The following is a 26235-nucleotide window of genomic DNA, read 5'->3' on the forward strand; positions in this document are numbered from 1 at the left end:
TCCCTGTGTCAGTGAGCTATTGACCAGACCGGCGGCCTCGGGAGAGGAGTCCGAGGCCGCCGGTGGTGTGCGGTTGTGCGGTGGGACTTACGCGGCCTGGGTGGCCACCTTCACCACCGCGCTCGGCTGATAGACCGAGACACCGAACCGACCTTCGACGCGGAGCTGCACCTGGTTCCGGGCGAACAATTCACCTGACTCGGTGGACCATTCCACGTCGATCCCGCCGACCGTATCGACGCTCACCGCGTTCGGGTCGAGCACCAGCGCGGTCTTGGCGGGGAGCGCCGTCGAGAGGACCGCGCGGAGTCCCCAGATACGCCGCTCACCCTGGTCCAACGGAACCCCGCGGTAGGACAGGGCCGCGTCGGTGGTGGCCAGCAACTCCAAGGCCTCCCAGTCGTCCGGGCGGATCACCAGGACGCTCGGCGCGTAGCCCAAGGCCTCCTGTGCGGTGATCGCCTTGCGGACCGAGGTCAGCACGTTGGTGGCGAACGCCTGGACCTGAATTCCCGAAGTGTTGAGGAGGCCCGTCTGGTTTGCGCCGGTGCCGGTGCCGTTCAACACCTGCGCCTGGACCGCGACATCCAGGCCGTACAACATCTCGTCGGTCACGAACTTGACCAACTGGCCCGCGTCGGCAAGCACAAACTTGTCAATCGGCTCACTCAGGTGGGCGATGACGCTGACCGTGTTGTCGATGGTCTGGGTCCCCATCGCGCTGACAGGCTTCTCGTCGCCCTCGGCCACCGCGGCGGCGGCCAGAGCGCGCGACGCCTGGCGAATGAACCGGTACGTCGGCGCGGTCCGGCGCTCGGTCGGGACCACGTCGAGAATCGACACCGCCGGTCGTCCGGTGGCGATGACACCGGGCATGACTGGGATGTCGGTGACCACCTGGCCGGAGCTGGTGAGGGCCTTGGTGCCGACGCCACCGTCGTGGAGCGCGGTCTGGCCGGTCATCTTGGCGGTGATCGCCTGGGCGGCGGCCTTGCGGCCGGAGCCGAGCGGGAGGTACTTGGTGGTTTCCACGGTGGGGATCTCCTTGTGGGACTTGGTCTTACGTGTCTTGGTGTGGATGCCGACGCCGGTGGCGTCGAATGTCTGGAATCCGGTGGCGGTCTCCTGGTCGTCACCGAACTTGGCTCGGAACTCGTCGCCGGAGCACTTGCCGCCCATAACGTCATGGGCGAACTGGAGACCCCAGCGCTGCGACGGGGTCATGTCGCCCCACTTCTCGACTTCCGACTTCCAGCCGTGCGCGGCGCGGAGCGCCTTGGCGACCTGACCGGCCTCCTCTGGACTCAGGTCACGGCCCTCATCCTCGGCCGCGGAGATGAGCGCCTGGGCCTCCTCGGTCGCCCGCTCCAGCAGCGCCAGGAAACGGTCCCCGAGCGACTGATCGGTGTCGTCGGCCGGGTCCGTCTCGTTGTCGTCCTCGGTCTCGTCGGCCGCCACGAACTCCGAGGCCTTCCCGCTGACCGCGGCGAGCGCCTTCCGTGCGATGACGATGACGGACTTGTCCTCGGCATTGTCGCCGGACTTGGACGCGGTAATCACCGCACGGTCGTTGGCAGGACGGAGGACCAGGGACACCTCCATGAGGTCGAGATCCCGGAGTTCCTGGACACCGTCCGAGGCCTTCACCGCGTCACGGGTGGCATACCCGATGGACAACGTGGTGATCCGCCGAGCCTTCACGGCCTTGTACGCGGCGGCTCCCTCGGGTGTGTCGGTATCGAGCGCGGCGTGGATCTCCAGTCCCTCGTCCGTCTCACGGGCTGACTTGATCTCCCCGACGAACGCCTTCGGATCGGTAGCCCGGTGCATCCACAGAATCGGGGTCACCTGCCCTCCCGACGCCATGGCGTCGAGACTCTTGGCGAACGCTCCCGGCATGACTCGGTCGCCTTGGATGTCGGTATTCCCGAACGTGGACGCGTACCCGATGAACTCACCCTCGGCCAGTCCAGAGGTCTTGATCCCGGCAAGCGGGACTTGCTTATGCTTCACTGAAAGTGCCTCCTAGACACTGGAATTGGAGTAACTCAACAACGCCGATCTACGCCCACTGGGCGGATGTGCGTCGGATCTCGCTGGCGGGTGTCTGGCGGGGTCTCGCTGAGACCTGGCCGACGCGCTGGCCGCGTGCTCCGGCGACAACGATACCCGGTCAATCGCCAGTCAGGACGTATCCCGACACGCGGAGCAGACCGGCGACGCTCACCACCGAGGAGTGGATGTCCTCGCGGCCGTCCACGCGTCCGTCCGGCCTGGTGATGACCACCTGGGCGGTTCGGTGTGGCGCAGTCGGCCAGCGGGTGATCTGGATGTGGGTCCCGTCGTCGGCGCGGAAGTCATGATGATCGTGGACTCCGACGCCGCGCACGCGGTGCGATGTCGTGCCAACGGCGCGGACGGGTGTGAGGGAGGTGTTCACGGTCGGTCCTCCTGCCGCTCCAAGGCCACCTGGGCCAGCTCGGCGGCGTCGTCCGGCGTGGTCACGTTGGCGCGGAACTGAGCCAAGGCCAGCGCGAGACGGCGGACCTCGTGGATGTCGTCTCCGGCGTCCTCAATGGCGTCGAGCGCGGCCGGAATATCGCCGTCCACCAGCGCGAGTATCGCTCGCGCGGCGAGGACCGAGAGGCCCTGTAGGGGTTCTGTGCTCATGGTGAGCGGATCTCCTTGTGTGTTAACGGTTGTGGTCAACATGGGTGGGTGTTTTCGCTGGTCAGCGGGCCGGTTTTTTCACGCCGACACACCGGCGGAGTGTCCATCGGGGACGCGATCCAGCGATTGCAACCCCTACCGGGGGGGTCATGCTGGCTCCCAGGCCGCCGGAGACGGCCCAGGACCGGCGCGGGGTCACCAGACCCGAGACGGGACGCCGAGCGTCGTACGGACGGGCTTGGACCCTCGCGCCCGGTTGCAATCGGAGTGACTGGCGCGCCAATTTCCCGGATCGTCGGTCAGTTCCGGGTGGGTCGCTCTGGCGTAGAAGTGGTCAAGCTCGAACGAATTGGGCTCACCACCGGGGAGCGAATAATCTATGCCGCCACCACATAGGTGGCAATGTGCTTGCGCAGCTTCACATTTGGCGCGGAATCGGTCCCGCGCGTTGCGGTACTTGCGCCCGCTGATGTCGCCGTTCGAGGGCTTGCGTCGTCTTGTCATCGGTGTTGTCTCCTGGATCGGTTGATACTGGGCCGGATTCGCCTCCTGGCGCTCCGGGAGCGTTGTGGGGTACTCGGTGGTGGCTCTGCCTCGGGCAGTGGCTCGGCGTGCTGGTGGCGTGCCCGCTGGGCTCGGGTGATCGGGAACGGGTTGACCGTTGGTGGTGGCCAACGGACCGGCGGGCTTGCGGTGGCCGGTGAGTCCATCGGCCCATGACCAGCACGACGCGCGGGCAGGACACGCGCGACACACCACCTGGCAGAACTCCCACCGCTCCCGCTCGTCGCGGTAACCGAGATCCTCGGCGTGCTGGTCCACGTCGAACTCCCCGACGTAATCGACACACCGAGCGCCGTGGAGGTTGGCGCTCCCGCGCAAGATCGCGGCGGCCAGTGCGATGGGGCCGCCTTCTGGCCGTTGCTGCCGACGCCTGGCGGGAGCGGTCATCGGCCAGTGCCGTCCTCGGTGGTCTGCTCACCCATCGCGATGAGGAGATCTCCCAGGCCAGACTCCGGTGTGCGTTCGACATCGACCGGCACGACGGTGGGGAACGCATGATCTCGAAGCGCGCCGAGGAGGAACCGCGCCGACGCCTCGGCGGCCTCACGACGCGAGTACGTCCCGTCCAGCCGCAACATGACATCGAACGATCCGGGCGTGGTCTCCACGACGCGGAGCGGTCCCTGGCGCATGGCCTCCGACGCCAGAGCGCGGAGCATGACCTGGAGGATGACCTCACGGCCGTCTTCGGGTGGGTAGGTATCCAATGCCAGAGTGGGGTTGTTGGTGCTCACGGTTAGGTTCTCCTGGGTTGTGGGTGGGGTGTGTAACGGGCTCCGCGGATGACCGGCGGAGGCGGGGATCGGAGTCGGTGCGGTCCCTCCCCTGGGTGGTGGACGCGAGGGACGCACCTCCCCAGGCCGGGGCCTCGGGACGCGGGACGCGGTAGAAGATTCAGAACCTTCTGACCTGCACATCCCCGGCTCGTCCCTCGTCCCCCTACTAGAGGGGGGGACGCGGGACGCGGTAGTGGGGACCCGCGTCCGGGACGCAGTGGGACGCACCAGGGACGCAGGGACGCAGTAGCCGGGATTCATGCGGCACCGGCCTGGCCGAGGTCCTCGGCGCTGACGGCCTTGGGGTTGACGTAGTGGTCCCGCAGGAGCCGGAAACGGGCTCCCGTGGCCTCGATGTACTCCTCATTGGCCAGGGTCTTGACGTGGTCCCGGATTCTCTGGGACTTGCCCTTGACGCTGCTCTCGATCTCGTTCTGTGAGAACAGGAACTCCTCCGCGCCGGTGTTCGACGCGGTGTGTTCGTCACGTCGCCGGACGATCTCGGCCCAGATCCGGGCCATGAGGTCCTCATCGCGCGCGGTGCCCTTGGAAGTGACGGGCATGTCGGCGTCGAGCGTGGTGGCCGGGGCCTCCATCGTGAGCGTGAGCCGGTCGGGATCGGTGCCGTCCACGACGACCTCACCGACCACTTGCATGTGTTCGCGGCCCTTGGCGGCGCACCGCGGCCGGACATATCCCGGCCGGTCCTTGCCGACCCGGACCCGGAGCTTGCCCTTGTGCCCGCGCCGCGGCTGGTCGATGACCTCCACGGTGTACGCGGCCCCGGTGATGTCAGCCATTTTGGCCTGGGCACCAATGGCCCAGCGTCCGCGGCCGTCGTCGCTCTTGGTGACGTGGTCCACCATGACCAGAGGCGCGCCGGTGGCCTCGGCCAGCTTGCGCGGGAGTGCCCGCGTCCACGCGTTGACATCGTCGTTGCTCATCCCGGACAGGTCGAACGTGCCCAGGGACGCGGTGACGCCGTCGATGATGATGAGCGCGTAGTCCCCGGCCAGGATCTCGTCCCAGGCCGTGGGGTTGGCGTCGGGCCGGTCCTCGGGTCGGCGGTAGTCGAACAGCCCGAGGATCGCCTCATCGTCCGCGCCCATCTCCCGGAGCCTCCCGACCACCGAGAACTGGTCGGATTCGTAGTCCAGGAACAGAACCCGGCCGCCGGAGTTGATCGTGGCGACGGCCTCGGCCTGCATGAGCAGGGACTTGCCGGACTCCGATTCCCCATGGATGGAGTGAGTCAGTCCGGGATAGAGCAGGTGGAGCCCGTCGTCCCGACGCCACCGCACGGGGACCACGGGCTTGGCCTTGCCGCGGACGATGTCGGTGAGGTCGATCCGCTCCCAGGAGCCGGGGACGCGCGTCCGGGACGCGGCCGAGGTCGCCAGGTCGGCGGCCGACACCGCGGTCCCACCGGCGGGCCGGTCGATTCCCAGGCCGTTGAGAGCCTCGGCCAGGTCCCCGCCGTGCCAGGTGTGCGCGACGAACTGGGCCTTGGTGAGATTGCTTGTCCCCCAGTCATTTTGAACCGTACTGCTCCACACGTGGAGCTGATCGTTGCCGCGGTCGCACGCGTCCCCGTGGGCAACCGCGGACTTGGGATCGGCAGAGCCACCCGGCCGGGTCCAAGTCGGGCACCCACACCGCTCGGGCACGTCGTGCAGGGTCCAACCGGCCTCGGTGAGGAGTTCGTCCCAGGTGACCGAGGCGGCCCACGCGTCGATGGGGTGATCGGAGGTTGCGCGGTCGAACTCGCCCGGCTCACGCACCGAGGAGGCCGACGCGTCGATGAGGTCCAGGACCGCGGTCGGCGCGGGCAGGATCTTCCCGGTGACCCGGTAGGGTCCCTCGGCGCGGACGCTCGGCGGCATGACCGCGTAGGAGTCGCGAACCTTGAGCGTGGCCTGGTGGTCACCACCGCGGACGGGGACCCCGGCCGGTGCGCGTTCGGGGATGAGGTACCCGGCGGGGAGCTGGAGGTACCAGTGGCCGCCGTTCTTGTGGACCCAGGCCCCGGCGGCGTCCTGGACGCCGGGGGAGGACACGGTGGCCGCCGGGAGATCTCCGCCGACGTTGGCACGCCACCATGCCCGCCATGCGCCCACCTCGGCGTCGTTGTCGGCGTCCACGATGACCAGACCGGAGCCCTGGCCGACCCGGACGCCGACGCTCAGCGCGGCCCCGGTCTCTCGGTCACGGTTGGCCCAGTGCTGGCGGACGTAGGCCTCGGCCAGATCCGGGTCCGAGGTCGCCAGGTAGAACCCGGTGCGCTCGGCCGTGCGGACCCCGCGGGCCTTGAGCATGTCGATGTTGTCGGGCTTCTTGTCGGCGCGCGTGAGGAGGATCTCCCATCCCGCGCGGGTCAACTCCCGGACGTAGGCCACCTCGGCCGCGGTGTCGGTCAGTGCGCCATGTTCGAGCAAAATCGGACCGCGGTCCGGTATTCTGGCGTGACCGGGTGTTAGTGATGTTCCGCCCGGTTGGTTGGTGAGACTGGGACGGTCCTCGGCTGGCGACTGGCCGAGGGCCGTTTCCGTTTTCGTGGGCACGTGAGTGCCTCCTGGTTCTCGTAAGTTCTTGCGGCCCAAGGCCATTGACGTGTTCGCGCGCGGTCGGGTTGGTGAATGGCGAAACGTCACGTGACGCGTGGAGCCGAGACCTGGGAGTCCGCCGATTCGGTCGGTCTCGGTCGGACCTCGGCGGCCAGGACGCGGGCCATGGACTCGGTGGCGTCGGCGGGCACCGAGGCCAGGACGCAACCGGCTGGAGGTCGGTGACGGGTGGCCATGGTCGTCACGATGAGCGCCGTCCACGTGCCGAGCGCGAACGCGAGCGCGGCGACGGCCGCCAGGACCGCGGCGCTCACGCCGAGGCCTTGAGGACGGCGGTGATTCGCGCGGCCTGGTCAGCGGTCAGCGGCGGGGCCTTGGCGACCAACGCCGCGACGTGTCGGCGTCGCTCCTTGGCCTCGGCCTGGTCGGCCAGCTCGGCGCGGAACCGCTCCAGCTCGTCGGCGTCAATGCGGACCTTGCGAGGTCCGAGCCGGACGGTGGTGATTCGGCCTTGTTCGATGTACCGCGTGAGGGTGCGGTCGGAGATGTCGAGATCGGCGGCAACCTGTGCCTTGGTGAGCAACCGCCGAGGGAGTGTCCGGGTGGACATGTTGTGCTCCTGGGATCACGGGTGAGAGATCACTCCGTGAGCTGCCAGGATCGGCCCGGTACCCATTTTCAAGCGCTTCGCCGTGGTCACTAACGATGTGCCAGGTACTCAAGCCTTGGTCGCGGAAAGCGATAAGACAGACAATACATAGCGCGAGAGTTGCGGTCAATCACCCGAGATCCGTTGCGCTGCAAGCTAACTACGTGCGTTAACACTCGGGTGGAACGGCCTACTGTTACGCGACGCTAGATAGCGGTTCGTGATGTGTCTTGCCGGTACCGCAGTCGGTGATGATGATGTTGTAGAAGCGCTGCAGGATGCGCATCACCCCGCGGTACTCCTCGTCGCTGAACGCCTCGGCCATTGCCGGATCACGTTCGGACGCAAGCACTTCGAGTCGACTGGGAGCCTGCGACGTGTGTGCGCGGACATCGGAGTAGCGGTACACGTTCTCGTCGGCGAGCAGATCGCGCACCGTCGAGCGGGTCTGTTGCGGTACCCGCTGCGCGAGGGTGCCCAGATCCGGGTTGGCGTCGACGGCGATGACGCGATCCCCGCGCAGGGAGGCGAAGGTCGAGCCCAGGCCCACCGTGGTCGTCGTCTTGCCGACGCCGCCCTTGAGGGACAGGACCGCGATCCGGTAGTCGCCGCGGACGGGGCGGTTCACCCGCTCGAGGAGATGCTTGTACTCGATGTCCGCCTGGGACTCTCCGGGATTGATCGCGCCCGCGGACATGGTGTGCACGGCGCGACGCCAGCCGCGGCTCGGTGCGCGCCTGGCCTTGCGGATCAGCGCCACCTCGTCGAGTGCCGGGCCGGCGTGCGGGTCACCGTAGCCGGGTGGAGTCATCGGATACCCGTTGCCGTACGGCGCACCCGGGCCCACCGGGGGTGTCATCGGTCCCGAGGCGGGTGGCGCCGGCTGCGAGGGATACGGCTGTTGATGCGGGGGAGGTGTCGGTGCCGGCGGGGGCGGACCCGGCTGATACGGCGGTGCCGGATACGGGGCCGGTGGCATGGGGGGCGACGGGTGCGCGGGTGGCCCCTGCTCGAAGGTCTGGTCCGCGGCGGGGCCCGGTCCCGGAGGCTGCGGTGGACGTGGCGCCTCGCCGGTCGGGCCGGTGCTGTGCGGCGGGATGGGCTGTGACGGCCCAGGTGCGGACGGCCCGGCGAGGTCGTCGCGCGAGGCTCCCGGCGACGGTGGGGTGGGTTGTGGGCGTTCCGGATACGGGCCGGTCGTCGGTGGAGACGGACGCTGCTCGCGCGACGACGGTGCGGACTCGGGCGGCACCTCGAGCGACTCCAGATCGGCGAACTGGAGCCACGGTGGGGGCGCCGGCACGCCGGAATTGTCGAAACTCCCGGAGTTGTCGTACGTCATTCGGATGGATCCCCCTGTGAACGGTTCGATGGTGTGAATTCCATCGTTCGCGGAGAGTCTACCGAAGGCAGGGCGATCCGCTGCACGGCGTCAGCCGCCGCCCGGGCGGCTGACCAGCCACGTTGCCGGCTGTGCGGGATCGGTCACCGGGGGTCGTCGATTCAGATGACCTGCTGTTCGACCAGGGACGACATCGTGGCGTCGTCGAGGCCGAGCAGGCCACGGTAGATCTCGTCGTTGTGGACGCCGGGGCGGGGCGGGCCGGCCGACCGGACATGACCGGGCGACTCCGACAGCTTCGGCACGATCCCCGGTCCGAGGACATCGCGGCCGAGCCGCTCGTCGTGATGCGGCACGAGCATCTCGCGTGCGAGCATCTGCGGATCCCGGACCACCTCGGCGACGGTGTTGACCGGGCCGACGACGACGCCGGCCGCGCCGAGGATCTCGATCAGCTCGTCGCTGCTGTGGGTGATCGCCCAGTCGGCGATGATGCCGTCGAGTTCGTCCTGGTTCTCGCCGCGCGCCTGATGATCGGCAAACCGGGGATCCGACGCGAGTTCGGGCCGGTCCATGGCCCCGCAGAGCCGGCGGAAGACGGTGTCCTGGTTCGCCGCGATCACCAGTCGCAGGCCGTCGGCGGCGAGATACAGGTTCGACGGCGCGATCCCGTCGAGGCGTGTGCCCGACGGCCCACGGATCACCCCGGCGAGGTCGTAGTCGGCGATCGTGGACTCCTGCACGGCCAGGCATGCCTCGGTCAGGGCCGTGTCGACCACCTGTCCTCTTCCGGTCACAGTGCGTCGATGCACTGCGGCGAGCGCACCCTGGACCGCGAACATGCCGGCAAGGGTGTCGCCGAGCGACAGCGCGAGCCGCGGCGGCGCCTCCCCCGGGTAGCCGTTGAGATAACGCAGACCGCTCTCCGCCTCGGCCACCGAGGCGTATCCGGCCCGACCGGCCGCCGGACCGGTCTGGCCGTAGCCGGACACCCGCACCAGTATCAGGCCTGGATTCCGTTCTGCCACAACGTCATAGCCGAGATCCCAGCGTTCGAGGGTGCCCGGGCGGAAGTTCTCGACGATGATGTCGGACCGGTCCACCAGTTGCAGGAAGAGATCGCGTCCGGCGGGTGCCCGCAGGTCGAGGGTGATGGCCTTCTTGTTGCGCGCGTGGACCGTCCAGTAGGCGCGTTCGCCGTTCGCCTCGGCCTGGCCCCACGTGCGGATCGGGTCCGGGGCCCCAGGGGCCTCGACCTTGATGACCTCGGCGCCCATGTCGCCGAGCAACCTGCCCGCGAACGGACCCGCGATCAACGTGCCCAGCTCGAGGACGCGGAGACCGTCCAGTGCTCCCTGCGGAGAAACGTCGGTGTGCGTCACCTTGTCAGCATCGCCGATGCTGCGTCGTCGGCGGTCCCCGGGTACCGGATGGCCTCGGGGCCCCGACCTCGTACGAGGCGTGCAGCAGATGTCGGCGTTCCCGGGATTCGTTCGAACGAAGGGAAACACCGATGTCGTGTGGTCGCCGTAGGGCTGATATGGCAGGATCTGCGGCAAGAATGACCGGGCATCGGTGGCTCGGTCGTGCCGGGGTGGGCCTGGGGGAATCGGGCCGCACGATCGGTCGGGGGCCGGGAATCCAGTGTGTGGCGGATCGAGGGGAACCGACCGCGACCGCGGTGCGTCCAAGTACTGACGGCTCGATCGACGGACACGAGGTCCATGGCGCACGAAGGGGGGTCGGATCGTCATGTCGATACACGGACACACGCACTCCGACAGCACAAGACAGCACGCGGAGGGTTCCGCCGACGACGACATCGATCCGTATGCGTTGTCGACGGCCCGGTCGCGGTCCGGTGCGATCGCGGTGACCACCACCTCGCAGGGACTCCCGGTCTCGATCCGTCTCGACAACTCGGCGCTGGCCAAGGATCCCTCGGTACTCGCCGGCGAGATCCTGCGGTTGTGCCGGCAGTCGGCGATGGCCGCCGGCATCCGGCTGCGTGAGCAACTGATCGCCTCGGGTGCGGCGCGAGACGTCGTCGACGCGATGAAACTGTCGCGACCGGACGACCTCGCCCGCGCCGAACAACTCGACGATCACGACGGCGGCGCCCCGACATCGTGGCTGCGACCGGTATAGGGGGTATCCGATGAGCTGGGCGATGGACGAGCTCGAGGCGCGCGCGAATGCGCAGCTGAACAGCCTGCACGACCTGAACGAGAGATACGCCGCCATCGTCGTGCGCGAGACGTCGGCCGACGATCTGGTGACCGTCGAGGTCGACGGAGTCGGTGCGCTGACCGGCCTATGGCTGGCCTCTGGCGCGAACGAACTGGGCGCGACGCGGCTCGGCGAGCAGATCGTGGCGACGTCGGCGCTGGCAGCTCAGCGCGCCTTCGCGAAACGTGCCGTGATCACCGAGGAGTTCACCGAGTCCTTCGCCGAGCTGCTGGGCACCCGCCCGGTCGACGGATGACGGGCACCGTGGTCGGCGAGTCCGGTGGTGCACAGCCGCGAAAAGACGGTGGAACCAGATGGAACTCCGGTGCGTCCAATGATCAGACGAGCCGGAAGAGCAGGACAACGGTGAAGGGGAGGGAACAGCGATGGACAACGTGACGGTCGTGCCCGAGGTGGTCGAGACGTTCGGTGCGACGAGCGCTGCGATGGCGGCCGCTGTCGGCGCCGCCGGGTCGATCAATGCCGCGGCGAACACGGCGGTGATGGTCCCGGTGTTCGGTGTCATCGGTCAGGAGTTCCTGGCCTCGTTCATCGTGGCCCAGGCCAACCACCTCCTGTCCGTCGGCAATCTCGCCGCGGTACACGCGGGTAGCGCCGCGGCCACGTTCGCAGGGCTGGCGCAGTTCCAGGCGGAGGACGCGTCGTCGGGTGCAGCGATCCGATCGGTCCTGTGACCGGGTCGCCCATTCCCGGCCTGCCGGTCGGGATCCCCGATGTGCCCGCGATGTCGCGGATGACCGTGCAGGAGATGATCAACGCCTCTCCACTCGGGCCGATCCTCGACACGCCAGTCGGTGATGTGCTCGCCGGACACGGCCTGCCGCCCCTGCCGACCCTGCCGCCTCCGGGCCCACCCCTGCCAGGTCTGCCGCCGTTGCCGCCGATCAACATCGAGATGCTGATCAAACCGATGACCGATCTGCTCGGCGGCTTCGGCACCGGTGACCTGTCGGGCGCCGACTTCGATCCGTCCGCCATCTTCCAGAGCCTGTCCAAGGTTCTCGAGACGAGCATGTCGATGAGTTCCGGTGCTGTGAAGGCACTCGACAAACTCTGGACCGGGACGGCGTCGACGGCCGCGGTGGGGAAGTCGGCCACCGCCACCGCGGACACCGCCAACGTCACCACCCAGGGCACCGGGATGTCTTTCGACATCCAGGCAGCTGCCGGCATCGTCGGCGCGGGCCTGGCCGCGGTGCAGGCGATCATCGCCGCGACGATCGGCAAGATCGCGACCACGATCCCGATCATCGTCACACCGGTCGGGCAGGGTCTGGCCGCCGGATTCGCCACCGAAGGACTTGCCGAGGCCACCACTCAGGTCGCGGTCACCCGAGCTCAGCTGCTGGGACCGACCGCCAAGATGACGGCGAACGGCGCCCAGGTGCCGGTCACGAACGCACCGGCACCCACGGGCGCGGCACAGTCGCCGTTCGCGGTGGCCAGCACGGTGCTCGACGGGGTGTCGCCTGCCGTGTCGTCGGCCACGGAACTGCCGTCGATGATCGCCTCACCGGTCAGCAGTATGTTGTCGTCGGCGAAGGTCGACCCGTTGACCACGGGAAGAGCCGATCCGGCGGGCAAGAACCGCGGACCGGATGGCGGCGGGCCGGGTGGCCCCAGCGGCAAGGGCGGTGCCACCGGTGGCGGGGGAGCAGTCGGCGCGATCGGCGCGGGCCCGTCCACCCCGCTCGCGCCGAGACCTTTCATGAGTCCGAGTCCGGGGATGACCGAGCCGGCCGGTCTCGGACCGCAGCAGACGGCGCGTTCTGCGGTCACCAGTACGGGCACCGTGCCTGCGTCGATGGCACCGATGGGTGCAGCTGGAACCGCACGCGGCGCCGGTGCGTCCAATGAAGAGCACCAGGTTCCCGACTATCTGGTGACCGAGGACAACGGACAGCGGGTCGTCGGCGATGTGCCCGACGCCGTGCCCGCCGTCATCGGATACGACGAAGACGAGGGCGAGGCGACGGCGTCGCCCGACATCGAGCTCCGGCTCGGGCCGCCGCCCGGCACCACCCAGTCCTGACCTGCACGACCCGACCCGCACGACCCGACGAGGAGAGTCATGACCGACGCACAGCTGAATGTTGATCCCGCCGAACTGATCTCGGCGGCCGGCCGACTCGACGCTCTGGCCGGCCGACTCGAGCGGACGCTCGGTTCGGTCGCGCCCGAACTCACCGTGCCCGCAGCGGGCCGCGACGAGGTGTCGCAGACATCTGCGGCCACGTTCACCGCCGTCGCCGAGGCGTTCACGGCGGACTCGGCCGGTGGGGTGGAGGAACTCCGCAAGATCGCCGCCGTCCTCCGTGCCCAGGCCGACGGCTACACCCGCGGCGAGGACGAGGCGGCGGCCGGCCTCCGCGGCTGAATCCCATCGTCCACCGACACGACACGCACTGACGGAAGGAGAGCCATATGGCCGGATTCACCGGCGTCGTCTGGGACGCACGCAGCACGGAGCGGCTCTCCACCGAGCTGGGCGAGGGGGCGGGCGCGGGGCCGCTCACCCAGGCAGGTCTGTCCTGGTCGCATCTCGCGGCGGAGATGTCTTCGGCGGCTGCGGAATACAGCTCCATCCTGGTGGCGCTCGGAGTGCACTGGGATTCGTCGCACACGAGTGCCACCTTCGAGAAGCTGACCCGGCTCGCGGGATGGTTTGCCGAGGCGGCCGCGACCGCGGGCCGCAACGCCGTGCGGGCCGAGACACAGGCCGCAGCGGTCACCGTCGCCCGTCTGACCATGCCCGATCTCGTCGAGGTCGACATCGCGGAGAAGGCGATGCAGACCGCCACCACACTGGGCGTCATCGCCCCCGCACTCGTGGGTGCGGCCGCGCACGCCGAGCGCGCCCTGCACGATCAGCGGATGCGGGCCGCACGGGTCATGGAGACCTACGAGTCCGCAACCGAACCGGCCGCTCGCCCGTGGAAAGACGGTGCGCCGGCACCGAATTTGGTGTCGGCGGCACCTCTCGGTGCCGAACGCGCCGCGCACGAGGCGGCCGCACGTGCGGCCGCCCGTCCCACGCCGCCGATCCCTTCCGTGCCGACGCCGATGCCGGCCGGCGGCGTCTCGTTGGCCGTCGCCGCGGCGCCGGAGAAGACACGGTATGCGCCGACGATCGTCGCCGCGGGCTCGCCGCAGGCAGCCGCATCGGCACCGGTGGCCCCGGCCGGCGCGGCAGCGGGCACGCCGTCGGGCCCGATGGCGCCGATGGCTCCCCACGGGGCTGCAGCGGCCGATCGCGTGGTCGCACGGGGGCCGGTCGCCGATGACGTCGCCGACGAGCCGGAGGCCCGAGCTGGTGCCGCCGACGACACCGACCCGCCCACCTGGGCGGATCTCGTGACCGCGGAGAAGTCTGTGGTGCAGCATGTCTCGGAGAACGCGGCGACCCGCTCGCTCGACCCTCGCTACCTCGACGAGACCCTGTCTCTCGGCTCCGGCAAGGGGGTATGAGATGCGGTCGCCCACCGCTGATCGACGCGTCACCCTCGCCGCCGGGGCGCTCCGCAGACTCGGCGACGAGGCAGGGGTGCAGACGTGGCCGGTGGTGCTCGACATGTGGAGTGCGTCCGATGACGCCGACGAACTCGCCGCCGCGGAGGCGGAAGCCGATCGTGATCTCCGCGATCTCGGTGTCGTCGAGGGCGGTGAACCGATCGCATGGATGGCCACCGCACTCCGGGTCCTCGGGGCCGCGGAACGGCAGCTGGAGATCCGCACGATGACGTCTGCCACGTCGGAGGGCGACGTGCCTCGGATGCGTCGGGTGTGCCTGGCGCGCAACGGTCACGACCATGTGCTGGCCGCACGGGACGGCGCCACCGTCGACGTCAGGCTCGTCGACATCAACTCGGCCGACGAGGTGGGTGGATTCGTCGCCCGAGACCTGGACTCCGGTGCACCGCCCGCATCGTTCGCGGGGTTCAGTGCGCCCGCAGACGATCTCGCCGGGCGCCTCGCCGACTGCACGTCCGCGCACCAGGCCGCGGATGCGCTGCACGCACTTGGCGCACCCGGGTCCGACGCGGTCGTCATCGCGGCGGCGCTGATGAGCTGCCATACCCGTTCGGAGATCGTCGCGGTCTCCTGGTCCGGTGGGCTCAGTACGCAATCTTCTGGGGCACTGGCGGTCTTCGACACCGACAGGGGTCGGGTCGTCGCCAGTCCCAGCAAGTCTCCGGACGGGCGGGTGTGGACCACCCTCTCTCCGGGTGGTGGTCATCGGATCGCGCAGGCCGTCGGCCTGCTGATCGAGACCCTGCCCGAGGGACGGTGGATGCCGTGACCCGAGCGGGGGAACTGTCAGGGTATCTGTGCGCTCGACGCCGAGAGCACCGCGAGCGGGCCGCATCGCGCTGATACCACCGGGGCATCGCATTGCGGTGCCGTCACACAGGAGGAAACGATCATGACAAGTCCGGGTAACGGATTGAATCTCGATGTTGTTGCCGCACAAGCGTCGTCGCAGTCGATCAGTGGGATCGTCGACACGATGCGCGGTATTCTCCGGCAGGTGCAGGGCTCTGCCGACAGCGGTATGGCGACCTGGGGCGGATCGGCCGCCAAGTCGTACAACACCACGCAGACGGACTGGAGCGCCACCGCGGCGAAGCTCCAGGCCGCGCTCGACGAGATCGAGGGCAAGCTGACCACCGGTTTCAAGGGGTACGCCGAGCACGACGACGACCTCGCGCAGTCGATCTCGGCCAGCACCGGCGGCCACCTCACCCTCTGACATCGCCTCACCCACCTCACAAGGAGTTCTCATGTCTGATCCCATCAAGTACGACTTCGCCGGCCTCGACACCCTCTCGGGTGACCTGAACAGGCACTTCGCCGCCCTCGGCAACCTGGCCGACCAGCTCAAGAGCGAGGTCAACAAGCTCAGCGGCAACTGGACCTCCCCAGAAGGTGCCGAGGGGTACCGCGTCGCCCAGGCGCATTGGGACAAGCTGTACGAGGAGGCCCGCATGCAGCTCGGCAGCCTCGGCAAGGGTGTCGCGAACGCATCGGACCGGATGTTCCACGCTGACAAAGCGGTCGGGGTGAGCTTTCACGGCTGACCGTACGTCGACGAGAGCCCACCTGATCCGAGCGGTCAGGTGGGTCTCGTCGTCTCCGGGACAGAGGACCGCGACGATCCGAACCGCCAATCACACCGCGCGTCACCGGGGCGTGGACTAGCGTAGGGGATCGCTTCACCAGACGTTCGTGACGAGCGAGTCGGGCAGCGATCCTGTCACCGGCTCGGATAGGGGAGGTCCGCCGGATGGCAAATCCGCTCACCCGCAGGAAATCCATCGAGCAGTCGATGGCCGATACTGACGAGCCCGAACACAGTCTCCGCAAAGAACTGTCGGCGTGGAATCTGATCGTCTTCGGTGTGTCGGTGGTGATCGGCGCCGGCATCTTCACGATCACCGCGTCGACCGCCGGCAACAAGGCCGGACCTGCGATCTCCGTGTCGTTCATCATGGCCGCGATCGCGTGTGCCCTCGCCGCGCTCTGCTATGCCGAGTTCGCGTCGACCGTCCCGGTCGCCGGGTCGGCCTACACGTTCGGATACGCCACGTTCGGCGAGTTCCTCGCCTGGATTCTCGGCTGGGACCTGATCCTGGAGTTCGCGGTCGGCGCCGCCGTCGTCGCCAAGGGGTGGTCGAGTTACCTGGGCAGCGTGTTCGGTTTCGCCGGTGGCACGGCGGAGATAGCGGGACGTGACGTCGACTGGGGCGCCATCGTGATCATCGCCGTGGTCACGACGCTCCTCGTTCTCGGAACGCGGCTGTCGTCCCAGGTCTCGGCCGTGATCACGGCGATCAAGGTCGCGGTGGTCCTGCTGGTCATCATCGTCGGCTTCTTCTACATCAAGGCCGACAACTACACCCCGTTCGTGCCGCCGTCCGAGACCGGCGCGGGCACGGAGAAGTCGGTCGACTCGACGCTGTTCTCGCTGGTCACCGGTGGTGGCGACAGCGCCTACGGTTGGTATGGCGTGCTCGCCGCGGCATCGATCGTGTTCTTCGCCTTCATCGGCTTCGACGTGGTCGCGACCACGGCCGAGGAGACCCGCAACCCCAAGCGCGACGTTCCTCGCGGCATCCTCGGCTCGCTGGCGATCGTCACTGTGCTGTACGTGCTCGTCACGATCGTGGTCACCGGCATGGTCAACTACAAGCAGTTGGCCACGGGCGACGACGGCGACTCCAAGAACCTCGCCGACGCGTTCGCTCTCAACGGGGTGACCTGGGCGGAGAAGATCATCGCGATCGGCGCACTCGCGGGTCTGACGACTGTCGTCATGGTCCTCATGCTGGGCCAGTCGCGTGTGCTCTTCGCGATGTGCCGAGACGGCCTTCTGCCCCGTTCGATGTCGAAGACCAGTGAGCGTTTCGGTACGCCCGCCCGACTGACGATCCTCATCGGTGTGGTCGTCGCCGTCGTCGCGGGCTTCTTCCCGATCGACAAGCTCGAGGAGATGGTGAACGTCGGAACGCTGTTCGCGTTCGTCGTCGTCGCGGCCGGCGTCCTGGTGTTGCGGAAGTCGCGGCCAGACCTCGAGCGCGGTTTCACCGTTCCCGGCGGCCCGATCATCCCGGTGCTGGCCATCATCGCCTGCGTGTGGCTGATGCTGAACCTGTCGGCGCTCACCTGGATCCGATTCGTCATCTGGATGGTGATCGGCGTGGCCGTCTACTTCCTGTACAGCCAACGGCATTCGATGGTCGGGAAGCGCGAACGCGGCGAGGTCGCCGACACCGTCGCGGCCGCGGACTCACCACCGGAACGCTGACCCTCCTCGGCCATCGGCGATCGGGTGGGAGCCTGCGCAGCGGGGTCCGATAGCCTGAGTCGAACGCTTTCCGCGCTGGAAGAATGACAGCGCCCGACGCGAACGACAAGGGGATCAGATGACGACTGCGCAGGCTCTGCAGGCCGACAGCCGCAACGGGATCGACTTCAAGGTGGCCGACCTGTCCCTCGCGGACTTCGGCCGCAAGGAGATCGAACTGGCCGAGCACGAGATGCCCGGCCTGATGTCCCTGCGGCGTGAGTACGCGGATGTGCTGCCGCTGAAGGGCGCTCGTATCTCCGGGTCGCTGCACATGACCGTGCAGACCGCGGTGCTCATCGAGACCCTCGTCGCGCTCGGTGCCGAGGTGCGCTGGGCGTCCTGCAACATCTTCTCGACCCAGGATCATGCTGCCGCGGCGATCGTCGTCGGTCCGCACGGCACGCCGGACGAGCCGAAGGGCGTACCGGTCTTCGCCTGGAAGGGTGAGTCGCTCGAGGAGTACTGGTGGGCGGCCGAGCAGATGCTGACCTGGCCGGGCGAGCCCGCCAACATGATCCTCGACGACGGCGGCGACGCGACCATGTTGGTCCTGCGTGGCGCCGAGTTCGAGAAGGCGGGCGTCGTGCCGCCCGCCGACGACGATCACCCGGCCGAGTACAAGGTGTTCCTGGAGCTCCTACGCGCCGGGTTCGAGGCGGACAAGACCAAGTGGACGACGGTGTCGGAGTCGGTGCAGGGCGTGACCGAGGAGACCACCACCGGGGTGCTGCGGCTGTATCAGTTCGCCGCTGCGGGTGAGCTCACCTTCCCGGCGATCAACGTCAACGACTCGGTCACGAAGTCGAAGTTCGACAACAAGTACGGCACGCGGCACTCGCTGATCGACGGCATCAACCGCGGCACCGACGTCCTCATCGGCGGCAAGAAGGTGCTGATCTGCGGGTACGGCGACGTCGGGAAGGGCTGTGCGGAGTCGCTGGCCGGGCAGGGCGCGCGTGTTCAGGTCACCGAGATCGACCCGATCAATGCGCTGCAGGCACTGATGGACGGATTCGACGTCGTCACCGTCGAGCAGGCGATCGGTGACGCCGACATCGTGATCACCTCCACCGGCAACCTCGGGATCATCACGCTCGCGCACATGAAGCAGATGAAGAACCAGGCGATCCTCGGCAACATCGGTCACTTCGACAACGAGATCGACATGGCCGGCCTGGAGAATTCCGGTGCCAAGCGGATCACCATCAAGCCGCAGGTCGATCAGTGGATCTTCGACAGCGGCAAGTCGATCATCGTCCTGTCCGAAGGTCGCCTGCTCAATCTGGGCAACGCGACCGGGCACCCGTCGTTCGTGATGAGCAACAGCTTCTCGAACCAGGTGATCGCGCAGATCGAGCTGTGGACCAAGAAGGACGAGTACGACAACGAGGTCTACCGGCTGCCGAAGCATCTCGACGAGAAAGTGGCCCGCATCCACGTCGAGGCACTTGGTGGCACCCTGACGAAGCTCACCAAGGAGCAGGCCGAGTACATCAACGTCGACGTCGAGGGCCCCTACAAGCCCGAGCACTACCGCTACTGAGGTATCCGACGTCGGGTCGCCCGAGACCGGTGACCCGACGTCGGTGACCCGACGCGAGGGGGGACGGACCGAGCGAGGCCGAGTCTGAGGAACGACCCACCGACCCCGCGAACCTACGTCCCGATATCCGGTTCGGAACCCGGGCACACGAACCAGACGCCGTTTTCTCGGGCGAAGTTCTCCTCGTTCTGCTTGGTGGTCGACCGTTGGTTGCCGAGTTCGACATGGGTGCTCACCTTGGATTCGGCGGTGTCCCCGGTGATGGTGACCTGGGACAGGTCCTCGAGGACGACGTTGCCGGTGATGTCGAGGGGTTTGGTGACCTGAGGTCGGACCGAACTGCAGACAGCGGCTTGGATGCGGCTGACGTCACGTGAGTTGACCGCGTCGACGAAGGCCTGCATGGCGGTCCGGATGGCGCTGACGTCGGACTGGCTCGGCCGTGACTGGCCGGTGTCGGGATCCGGTGTCGAGCGCAACGTCGTTGTCGGAGCGACCAGTTCGTCGTCGGACGGGCCGCCGGACTGGATACCGACGGTGATGATCAACGCGGCGATGGCGACGACGGCGACCACTCCGCCGACGACGGCCGCGATCACCCCACCGTTGCCTCGCGGTGGTCGTGGCGGCGGGTAGGGCAGAGGAGGGGAACCGGGGAACGGGCCACCGGGTGGGAACGGGGGCTGGCCGGGTGGGAACGGGGGCTGGCCGGGTCGCTGGAAGTTGCCGGGTGACGGCGCGAAAGGCTGCTGCCCGTAGGGCTGCTGCGGATTGGGCTGCTGCGGATTGGGATACTGCGGTGATTGCGGTCCCGGATAGGTGGGCTGCTGCCCCGGATGCGGCTGCTGCCCCGGAAATGACTGCGGATAGGACTGCTGGGGCGCTGCAGACTGCCCGGGATTCTGCGACCCCGCATGCGGCGGCGGGTTCTGGGGTCCGCCGGGACCGGGCTCCGGGCCGGGCGGATACGACGATGCACCGCCGCCAGGTGGTGGCTGTTGGGTCATTCGGCGTGTCCTTCCCGCGATGGGGCGTGTTTCAGGCTATCGAAATCCCAGGTGTTCGGCACAGGCGGTCATTCGGGCGACAGATGCCGTGCCAGCTCGGGGATGGGGGTGTCGGCCGTGGACAGCCAGGGGGACATCCAATTCGTCTGCGCCAGCTGTCGATACACCGCATCGACACGCAGTTGGAGGTCGCGATCGCGCTCGTACAGGTCACGCTGACGGGCGTCGTCGAGCGCCGCACGACGTTCGGCCCGGCCCATCGCGACCTCCGGCGCCACACCGAGGAGCATGTGCCGGTCGGGTACCGGCAACTCGAACCGGCCGAACTCGAGGTCGCGCACCCAGGCGACGACCTCGCCGTCGGCACCCTGGCCCAGCCGGGCGGCGTTGTAGGCGGCGTTGGATGCGACGTACCGGTCGAGGACCACGATGTCGTTCTCCACGACGGCTTTCCGGATCTCGTCCGCGGCGCCCGCCCGGTCGAGTGCGAACATCACCGCCATCGCATAGACGCTCTCACGGAGGTCGCCGTGCCGACCGTGCAGGGCCTCGGACGCGATGTCAGCGGTGACCGAGGCGCCGTAACGCGGAAAGGTCAGCGTCCACACTCGTTTTCCGTTGTCCCGCCAGTGGTCCACGAGCGCGGACACCAGCGTGTTCTTGCCCGCACCGTCGAGTCCCTCGACTGCTATGAGTTGGCCCACGAGGGCGATGGTAACGGCCACGGTGTCGTCGTCTCGGGCGCCCCGCGCGACACCTGCTGCGTCACTGGTCACCGCCACCCGAAGTCACCATACCGGCGCGTCCTCTCCGCGGTTCGGTCACGAAAGTGTCACCATTGAACGCATGAAACCGCGCATCCTTGTCGTCGATGACGACGCCGCTCTCGCCGAGATGCTGACGATCGTGCTCCGGGGTGAAGGTTTCGAACCGTTCGTGGTCGGTGACGGCACGCAGGCACTGACGGCGGTCCGCGAGATCCGACCCGATCTCGTCCTCCTCGACCTCATGCTCCCCGGGATGAACGGCATCGACGTGTGCCGCGTTCTGCGCGCCGATTCCGGAGTCCCGATCGTCATGCTGACCGCCAAGTCGGACACGGTCGACGTCGTCCTCGGTCTGGAGTCGGGCGCCGACGACTACATGGTGAAGCCCTTCAAGCCGAAGGAACTCGTCGCGCGGGTCCGCGCCCGACTGCGTCGGACCGACGAGGAGCCGGCGGAGTTGCTGTCGATCGGGCCGGTCGAGATCGACGTCCCGGCCCACAAGGTGACCCGCGACGGTGTGCCCATCTCGCTGACTCCGCTCGAGTTCGACCTGCTGGTCGCACTGGCCCGCAAGCCGCGCCAGGTGTTCACCCGCGATGTGCTCCTCGAACAGGTGTGGGGCTACCGTCACCCGGCGGACACTAGACTCGTCAACGTGCATGTCCAGCGTCTCCGAGCGAAGGTCGAAACCGACCCGGAAAATCCTGAGGTCGTCCTGACTGTGAGGGGGGTCGGCTACAAGGCCGGCCCGCCGTGATCGGTCGACCCCGCCGTCGCGTCAACAGCACCTTCGGGCGCATCACCCGCGCCGCCGGCAGAGTCGGTCGAGCCTTCGGCCGCATCTGGCGGCGATCACTGCAGCTGCGTGTGGTGGTGTCCACGTTGGTGCTGTCCTTTGTGGTGATCCTGATCCTCGTGTTCGTGTTGATCAGCCAGATCACCGATCGACTCCTCGACGTCAAACTCGCTGCAGCGACCGAGGAAGTCGAACGCGCACGCATCGCGGTGGAGCGTGATCTCACCAGCAGCGACGGCAACATGTCCGTGCAGAACCGGCTCCGCCAGACCCGCTCGCTCCTGACCGACCGCGACGTCGACACCAGCGAGAACTCCGGCACCGTCGGCACCTTCGACACCGTCCTGCTGGTACCCGGCACCCGCGACGACGGCAGCGACAGCGGAGTCGGTCCGACCACCGAGATCCCCGGCAACCTCCGCGACATGGTGCAGGGCGGTCAGGTCGCCTACCAGTACTCGTCGATCCCGAATGCATCCGGCGGCATGGAACCGGCCCTCATCGTCGGGACGCCGACGAACGCCGCGGTCCCGGGGCTCGAGCTGTATCTGGTGTTCCCGCTGACCAGCGAACAGAACACCGTCGACCTCGTGCGTGGCACGCTGCTCACCGGCGGCGTGGTGCTACTCGGTTTGCTGGCCGCGGTGGCGTGGCTGGTGTCGCGGCAGGTGGTGCTGCCCGTCCGATCGGCCTCGCGGATCGCGGTGCGGTTCGCCGATGGCCGACTCAAGGAACGAATGCCCGTCCGGGGCGAGGACGACATGGCGCGCCTGGCGATGTCGTTCAACGACATGGCCGAGAGCCTGTCCAAGCAGATCACCCACCTGGAGGAGTTCGGCGGGCTGCAACGTCAGTTCACCTCGGACGTCAGTCACGAGCTGCGCACCCCCCTGACGACCGTGCGTATGGCCAGTGACGTCCTCTACGAGGGGCGTGACGAGCTGGACCCGGTGCGCAAGCGGTCGGTGGAGCTGCTCGACAAGGAGCTCGACCGGTTCGAGACGCTGCTCAACGAATTGCTCGAGATCTCGCGACATGATGCGGGCATGGCCGAGCTCGCGGCCGAGCGGATGGACATGGCGATCCCGATCGACGGTGCGCTGGCGACGGTCAGTCATCTCGCCGAGGAGACCGGGACCGAACTGGTGCTCGATCTCCCGGCCGAGCCGGTCATCGCCGAGATCGATCCGCGACGAGTGGAGCGCATCCTGCGCAATCTGCTCGCCAACGCCATCGACCACGGAGAACGCAAACCGGTCACGCTGACGATGCGGTCGGACGGCGATGCGGTCGCGATCACTGTGCGTGACAACGGCATCGGCCTGCGTCCCGGCGAGGAGAAGCTCGTGTTCAACCGGTTCTGGCGTTCGGACCCGTCGCGGTTCCGGCGTTCGGGGGGCACCGGGCTCGGTCTCGCGATCAGCATCGAGGACGCCCGGCTGCACCAGGGCCGGCTCGAGGCGTGGGGTGAACCCGGCAAGGGTGCGTGCTTCCGGCTGACACTTCCACTCGTGCGTGGCCACAAGGTCCTCGGCAGTCCGCTTCCGCTCAAACCGGTCGGCGGCTATCCGAGGTCGTCGTCGACGGCCTCGCGCGCTGCCGGCGTGCCCAAGGCCACGGCAGTGCGGATCGATCCGGAGTCGGGTCAGGATGTCGCGGGCCCGCGCGCCGACAGCAGTACCGGCGGAGGTGGGGATGTCTCGTCCTGACCTGGACGCCGCTCGACGACACGTACGGTCCGTCCGGGCGCGAGGGCACTCGGTGGCGACGACGGTGGTGCTCGTCGTCCTCGTCGGTGTCCTCGCTGCGTGCGGGTCGATCCCGAACAGTTCGTCGCCGCAGCCCATCACCGCGTTCGCCCGTCAGGGACCGACGAACGCGGTGCCGGTCCCGCAGCGCGACATGGACCCGGAGTCCTTGGTGCGGGCCTTCCTCAAGGCCACCGCGGATCCGGATGGCGGTCATCGTGCCGCGCGGAACTTCCTCACCACCTCGGCATCGGAGCAGTGGGACGACCGCGGCGACATGCTCGTCGTCGACGAGATCAACGTGTTCGTCGACCAGCGCAGCGAGGACGCTGTGCGCCTGCGTCTCATCGGCGACAACGTGGGCACATTGAGGTCCGATGGGCAGTTGCTCCCGGCCACCGGACGCGTCGAGACCAGTCTGGCGCTCACCCGCGTCGGCGATGAATGGCGGATCGACGGACCGTTGCCGAACGGGACGATGATCGACCGCAATCAGTTCGACGCCGCCTACCGTGCGGTGACCCTGTACTTCACCGATCGCAACCTGCAGCGGTTGGTGGCCGATCCGCGATGGCTCTACGCGGGCACCGACACCGAGCCGACCGTCCTGATCAACCGGCTGATCGCGGGTCAGGCCACCGACCTCGACGGATCGGTCGACAGCGGGTTCCCGAACGGTGCCGCGCTACGCGGTCCGGTCACCCAACTGTCGGGCGGCGGCGTGCGGATCGACCTGACGGGCATCGGATCGAGTTCGGTGCGGGACCGGACGGCCCTGGCGGCGCAGATCATCTGGACCCTCGACGGCGCCGACATCGGCGGACCGTACGTGATCAACGCCGACGGCGGTCCGCTGATCCCGGAGCGCGCCTCGGGGTGGCAGACCGCGGATGTGAAGTCGTTCGACCCCACGGCTGCACCCACCACCGACGTCGGCCTCAACATCATCCGATCGGGGTCGTTGCTGAAGGTGACCGACACCGGGACGGTGCCGGTCAGCGGGGCGCTCGGCTCGAGCAAGTCGGTGCGATCGTCGTCGATCTCCGCCGACGGCCGGCGGACCGCGGCGGTCATCGCACGGGGTGGGACCGATCCCCGGCGCGATCTCGCGATCGGCGCATACGGTGCCGAGCCGGGCCCGGTGGTCACCGGTACCACGATCACGCGACCGTCGTTCGGCTCCGACGCCGACTCCGTCTGGGCCGTCGTCGACGGGAAGCCCGTTCAATGGGTTCGTGAGGAGACCGGCGCGAGTGACCGGCTGACCACCGTCGATGCCGCGTCGATCGCGACCGTCGCCCGCGGGGCGATCACGGAACTGCAGGTGTCCCCGGACGGGGTGCGCGCGGCTCTCGTCGTCGGCGGCCAGGTGGTGTTCGCGGTGGTCTCCACCAACGCCGAGGGTGCGGTGTCGCTGACCAGTCCGCGGATCGCCGCGTACAACATCGGCAACCGGGCGGTGTCGCTGGACTGGGCGTCGCCGACGACATTGATGATCGCGCGAGATGCACCCGAATCGCCGGTTGTGCAGCTGTCCATCAACGGCACGCCGGCCGTCGGATTGCTCTCCGGCAACCTGTCGCCGCCGGTGCGGGCGATCGTGGCCAACCAGTCGACGGTCTACGTCGGCGACTCCCGCGGCGTACTCCGGTTGGGCAGTGCGAACGGTCAACCCGATCAGTACTGGACCGAGGTGGAATCAGCGATGTCGCCCGGAGCCATCCCCGTGCTGCCCTGAGACCTCACGCTCCTGCGACGACCAGCACGGCGTGCACGGTGACACCGTGCCATGCCAGCACCCGGACCGATTCGGCGGAGGTGGCCCCGGTGGTCAGGATGTCGTCGACGAGCACCACGGCTCCGCTGGTGGCGGGCCCGGGATCGGTCCACGGATATCGCAGACGGATCGCGCCGGACAGATTGCCGACCCGACGCCGTGCGTCGAGCCCCACGGAGTCGCGTGCCCAGGATGACGTGACCAGCAGATCGAGCGAGCGTACCCGCGGGCCGAGCCGGCCCGCCGCAACCCGCGACATCGAGGCGACCGGATCGCCGCCACGACGTCTGGCCGAGGACCGGCGGGTGGGTGCGGGGATGAGAGTGAGCGTGTGGCCGTCGGGGATCTCACCCCAGTGACCCAAGGTGATGACCCCACGCGCGAGCGCGCGGCCCAGAGGGGCGATCAGGTCGCGTCGATCGTGTTCCTTCACCGAGACGAGTGATCGTCGGTACGGCCCCCGGTAGCGACCGAGGGCCCACGCGTCGACCGGGAGTTCGATGCGCGGCTCGAGCCGGATCGGCGTGTCGGCAAGTGTGGCAGCGCAGTCGGGACACCATGGCGAGCCCGGGGTGTCGCAGCCGCCGCAGATCGTCGGCACGACCAGGTCGGTTCCCGAACGCAGGATCGTTGCGAGGAGGGACGCCACGCCGGACCGCCGACGGTTCACCACGCCACGATGTCATCCACGAGGTCGTCGAATCGTCCTGAGAACTGCGCTCACCGAGATCTGTGGACGGATCGGCGCCCTGTGGAACGATTGCCAGGCAACGCCGGGGAGGCCGTCGGTGTGTCGTCCGAGTGACGTCGCGGTGACGAACGACCTCCTCGCGCAGGACTTCTGTCCCGACCTGGGTCCCGACACGCCTCACGTTGAGCCGAAACGTGGCCAGGAAGCAAACATCGGGCTACGGTCGAAGGCACAACAGGTAACC

26 protein-coding genes and 1 pseudogene are annotated in these 26235 nt (G+C 68.3%); 14 read left to right on the forward strand and 13 right to left on the reverse strand.

Annotation, left to right across the window (positions count from 1 at the left end; genetic code table 11):
• Window positions 1–87: 87 nt before the first annotated feature.
• From QSJ19_RS05130 to QSJ19_RS05175, 10 genes and pseudogenes are all read right to left on the reverse strand, one after another.
• Window positions 88–2013, reverse strand: coding sequence for an HK97 family phage prohead protease (locus QSJ19_RS05130; RefSeq protein ID WP_286318751.1), 1926 nt, complete (start codon window positions 2011–2013; stop codon window positions 88–90).
• 160 nt (window positions 2014–2173) lie between these two features.
• A complete protein-coding gene (locus QSJ19_RS05135) occupies window positions 2174–2440 on the reverse strand; it encodes a hypothetical protein (RefSeq protein WP_286318752.1) in 267 nt (88 codons plus the stop codon).
• Window positions 2437–2670, reverse strand: a complete 234-nt coding sequence (locus QSJ19_RS05140) for a hypothetical protein (protein ID WP_286318753.1) — start codon at window positions 2668–2670, stop codon at window positions 2437–2439. The genes QSJ19_RS05135 and QSJ19_RS05140 overlap by 4 nt, the downstream gene beginning before the upstream one ends.
• Before the next feature lie 195 nt (window positions 2671–2865).
• Window positions 2866–3621, reverse strand: a complete 756-nt coding sequence (locus tag QSJ19_RS26750; RefSeq protein WP_353507116.1) for an HNH endonuclease — start codon at window positions 3619–3621, stop codon at window positions 2866–2868.
• Complete coding sequence (locus QSJ19_RS05150; protein ID WP_286318754.1) at window positions 3618–3968, reverse strand: hypothetical protein; 351 nt, start codon at window positions 3966–3968, stop codon at window positions 3618–3620. Before QSJ19_RS05150 ends, QSJ19_RS26750 begins: the two co-directional genes overlap by 4 nt.
• Before the next feature lie 299 nt (window positions 3969–4267).
• Complete coding sequence (locus QSJ19_RS05155) at window positions 4268–6445, reverse strand: AAA family ATPase (protein ID WP_286318757.1); 2178 nt, start codon at window positions 6443–6445, stop codon at window positions 4268–4270.
• A 212-nt stretch (window positions 6446–6657) separates the two neighbouring features.
• Complete coding sequence (locus tag QSJ19_RS05160; RefSeq protein ID WP_286318759.1) at window positions 6658–6888, reverse strand: hypothetical protein; 231 nt, start codon at window positions 6886–6888, stop codon at window positions 6658–6660.
• The gene (locus QSJ19_RS05165; protein ID WP_286318763.1) at window positions 6885–7184 is read right to left on the reverse strand and encodes a helix-turn-helix transcriptional regulator; all 300 of its coding nucleotides are present in this window, start codon (window positions 7182–7184) and stop codon (window positions 6885–6887) included. Before QSJ19_RS05165 ends, QSJ19_RS05160 begins: the two co-directional genes overlap by 4 nt.
• A gap of 262 nt (window positions 7185–7446) precedes the next feature.
• Window positions 7447–8565 (reverse strand): annotated as a pseudogene (locus tag QSJ19_RS05170) (MinD/ParA family ATP-binding protein); the annotation flags it as partial.
• A 161-nt stretch (window positions 8566–8726) separates the two neighbouring features.
• Entirely contained in the window at window positions 8727–9947 is a 1221-nt protein-coding gene (locus QSJ19_RS05175) for a CaiB/BaiF CoA transferase family protein (RefSeq protein ID WP_286318765.1), read from the reverse strand.
• 370 nt (window positions 9948–10317) lie between these two features.
• On the opposite strand from QSJ19_RS05175, the gene QSJ19_RS05180 reads away from it, so the two are divergent.
• From QSJ19_RS05180 to ahcY, 11 genes are all read left to right on the forward strand, one after another.
• Entirely contained in the window at window positions 10318–10713 is a 396-nt protein-coding gene (locus QSJ19_RS05180; RefSeq protein ID WP_286318766.1) for a hypothetical protein, read from the forward strand.
• Between the two features lie 10 nt (window positions 10714–10723).
• Entirely contained in the window at window positions 10724–11050 is a 327-nt protein-coding gene (locus QSJ19_RS05185) for a YbaB/EbfC family nucleoid-associated protein (protein WP_286318768.1), read from the forward strand.
• Window positions 11051–11180: 130 nt separating this feature from the next.
• On the forward strand, window positions 11181–11489 hold the full coding sequence (locus QSJ19_RS05190; protein ID WP_286318770.1) for a type VII secretion target: 309 nt from the start codon (window positions 11181–11183) through the stop codon (window positions 11487–11489).
• Entirely contained in the window at window positions 11486–12847 is a 1362-nt protein-coding gene (locus tag QSJ19_RS05195; protein ID WP_502876095.1) for a hypothetical protein, read from the forward strand. The genes QSJ19_RS05190 and QSJ19_RS05195 overlap by 4 nt, the downstream gene beginning before the upstream one ends.
• Window positions 12848–12886: 39 nt before the next feature.
• Window positions 12887–13192 (forward strand): PE family protein, encoded by a 306-nt coding sequence (locus QSJ19_RS05200; protein ID WP_286318771.1) that lies wholly within the window; start codon window positions 12887–12889, stop codon window positions 13190–13192.
• Window positions 13193–13239: 47 nt separating this feature from the next.
• Window positions 13240–14283 (forward strand): PPE domain-containing protein, encoded by a 1044-nt coding sequence (locus tag QSJ19_RS05205; protein ID WP_286318772.1) that lies wholly within the window; start codon window positions 13240–13242, stop codon window positions 14281–14283.
• 1 nt (window position 14284) lies between these two features.
• A complete protein-coding gene (locus QSJ19_RS05210) occupies window positions 14285–15115 on the forward strand; it encodes an ESX secretion-associated protein EspG (RefSeq protein WP_286318773.1) in 831 nt (276 codons plus the stop codon).
• A 123-nt stretch (window positions 15116–15238) separates the two neighbouring features.
• Entirely contained in the window at window positions 15239–15565 is a 327-nt protein-coding gene (locus QSJ19_RS05215) for a WXG100 family type VII secretion target (RefSeq protein ID WP_286318774.1), read from the forward strand.
• A gap of 31 nt (window positions 15566–15596) precedes the next feature.
• Window positions 15597–15893, forward strand: a complete 297-nt coding sequence (locus QSJ19_RS05220; RefSeq protein ID WP_286318775.1) for a WXG100 family type VII secretion target — start codon at window positions 15597–15599, stop codon at window positions 15891–15893.
• Window positions 15894–16099: 206 nt separating this feature from the next.
• The gene (locus QSJ19_RS05225; RefSeq protein ID WP_286318776.1) at window positions 16100–17620 is read left to right on the forward strand and encodes an amino acid permease; all 1521 of its coding nucleotides are present in this window, start codon (window positions 16100–16102) and stop codon (window positions 17618–17620) included.
• A 118-nt stretch (window positions 17621–17738) separates the two neighbouring features.
• On the forward strand, window positions 17739–19205 hold the full coding sequence (gene ahcY / locus QSJ19_RS05230) for an adenosylhomocysteinase (protein ID WP_286318777.1): 1467 nt from the start codon (window positions 17739–17741) through the stop codon (window positions 19203–19205).
• Between the two features lie 113 nt (window positions 19206–19318).
• Here the strand turns inward: ahcY and QSJ19_RS05235 are convergent, their stop codons facing one another.
• Both QSJ19_RS05235 and QSJ19_RS05240 read right to left on the reverse strand, forming a co-directional pair.
• Window positions 19319–20212, reverse strand: coding sequence for an Rv0361 family membrane protein (locus QSJ19_RS05235; protein WP_286318778.1), 894 nt, complete (start codon window positions 20210–20212; stop codon window positions 19319–19321).
• 68 nt (window positions 20213–20280) lie between these two features.
• A complete protein-coding gene (locus tag QSJ19_RS05240; protein WP_286318779.1) occupies window positions 20281–20916 on the reverse strand; it encodes a dTMP kinase in 636 nt (211 codons plus the stop codon).
• 142 nt (window positions 20917–21058) lie between these two features.
• On the opposite strand from QSJ19_RS05240, the gene mtrA reads away from it, so the two are divergent.
• Genes mtrA through lpqB form a run of 3 tightly spaced genes read left to right on the forward strand, consistent with a single transcriptional unit; the run spans window position 21059 to window position 25261 of the window.
• Window positions 21059–21736 (forward strand): MtrAB system response regulator MtrA, encoded by a 678-nt coding sequence (gene mtrA, locus QSJ19_RS05245; protein WP_004023513.1) that lies wholly within the window; start codon window positions 21059–21061, stop codon window positions 21734–21736.
• Complete coding sequence (gene mtrB / locus QSJ19_RS05250) at window positions 21733–23484, forward strand: MtrAB system histidine kinase MtrB (protein ID WP_502876096.1); 1752 nt, start codon at window positions 21733–21735, stop codon at window positions 23482–23484. The genes mtrA and mtrB overlap by 4 nt, the downstream gene beginning before the upstream one ends.
• Complete coding sequence (gene lpqB, locus QSJ19_RS05255) at window positions 23471–25261, forward strand: MtrAB system accessory lipoprotein LpqB (RefSeq protein ID WP_286318780.1); 1791 nt, start codon at window positions 23471–23473, stop codon at window positions 25259–25261. The genes mtrB and lpqB overlap by 14 nt, the downstream gene beginning before the upstream one ends.
• A gap of 4 nt (window positions 25262–25265) precedes the next feature.
• Here lpqB and QSJ19_RS05260 read toward each other — a convergent pair whose 3' ends face one another.
• The gene (locus QSJ19_RS05260) at window positions 25266–25970 is read right to left on the reverse strand and encodes a ComF family protein (RefSeq protein WP_286318781.1); all 705 of its coding nucleotides are present in this window, start codon (window positions 25968–25970) and stop codon (window positions 25266–25268) included.
• Window positions 25971–26235 lie beyond the last annotated feature (265 nt).

The sequence above is a fragment of the Gordonia sp. ABSL11-1 genome, from assembly GCF_030315685.1.
Classification (GTDB): domain Bacteria; phylum Actinomycetota; class Actinomycetes; order Mycobacteriales; family Mycobacteriaceae; genus Gordonia.